Source organism: Actinomadura sp. NPDC049382 (genome assembly GCF_040677125.1).
Classification (GTDB): domain Bacteria; phylum Actinomycetota; class Actinomycetes; order Streptosporangiales; family Streptosporangiaceae; genus Spirillospora; species Spirillospora geliboluensis.
In genome coordinates this window covers 1-1,160 of the sequence record NZ_JBFARO010000277.1, presented here as the reverse complement: position 1 = coordinate 1,160, position 1,160 = coordinate 1, and the positions used below count along the sequence as shown (strand labels likewise).

The 1,160-nt window shown below is 63.6% G+C and carries 2 protein-coding genes; both read left to right on the top strand.

Going from position 1 to position 1,160, the window contains the following annotated elements; genetic code table 11:
* A partial coding sequence (locus AB0K34_RS46640; protein ID WP_138642386.1) for a transposase occupies window positions 1-329 on the top strand: 329 nt, incomplete at its 5' end.
* The coding region (locus tag AB0K34_RS46635) for an IS3 family transposase (RefSeq protein WP_364554976.1) at window positions 326-1,160 on the top strand (835 nt) is incomplete at its 3' end. The genes AB0K34_RS46640 and AB0K34_RS46635, both read left to right, overlap by 4 nt.

Here is a 1,160-nt window from a genome sequence, read left to right as displayed (position 1 = left end):
CATCTGAGTTGACCTTGATCAACTTGGGAAGGAAGTGTCTCGTGCCACCACCTCACCCGCCCGAGTTCCGGCGTCGCGCCGTCGAACTGGCCCGGACCGGCGACAAGTCGGTCACCGCGCTGGCCAAGAGTCTGGGTATCAGCCAGTCGTGCCTGCGGAACTGGATCCGCCGGGACGACATCGAAGAGGGTCACCTCGACGGCCTGAGCGCCGGCGAGCACAAAGAGCTGGTCGAGCTGCGCCGAAAGGCCCGGCAACTGGAGTTGGAGAACGAGATTCTCAAGCGGGCGGCGGCCTACTTCGCCCGCGAGAACGTGCTCCCAAAATAAGGTACTCGCTGGTCCGTGAACTTGCCGAAAACGACATCCCCGTCGCGGTGGCCTGCCGAGTGTTAGGAGTTTCCCGGTCCGGTTACAGCGACTGGCTCGGCAGACCCGCCTCGATTCGGGAGCAACGCAACACCGAGCTGGTGAAAATGATCAGAGAAATTTATGAGGAGTCACGCCAGAGCTACGGCTCGCCGCGGGTGCACGCCGAGTTGACGCTGGGACGGGGCGAGCGGGTGAGCCGCAAACGGGTTGAGCGGCTGATGCGCGAAGCCGGGATCCAGGGGATCTACCGGCGCAAGGGGCACCGGAACCTGGTCAACGAGCCGACCGAGGAGGACCTGGTGAAGCGGGCCTTCGACGTCCAGGCACCCGACGTGCTGTGGGTCACCGACATCACCGAGCATCCGACCGGCGAGGGGAAGCTGTACTGCGCCGCCGTGCTGGACTGCTTCTCCCGCCGCATCATCGGCCATTCCATCGACATCCGCCAGACCACCAAACTCGTGGTCGATGCGATGGCTGCCGCAGTCGCGCGCAGAAAGCCCGCCAAGGACGCCACGATTCTGCACTCAGACCATGGGACGCAGTTCACGTCCTGGACGTTCGGGAAGCGGCTCCGGGCCGCCGGTCTCCTCGGCTCGATGGGCACGGTCGGCGACTGCTACGACAATGCCATGATGGAGTCGTTCTGGGGCTCGATGCAGCTCGAACTCCTCGACACCAGGAAATGGCAAACAAGAGCCGAGCTCGCAGCCGCGGTGTTTGAATGGATCGAGTGCTGGTATAACCCGTTCAGAAGGCATTCCAGCATCGGAATGCTCAGTCCGGTGG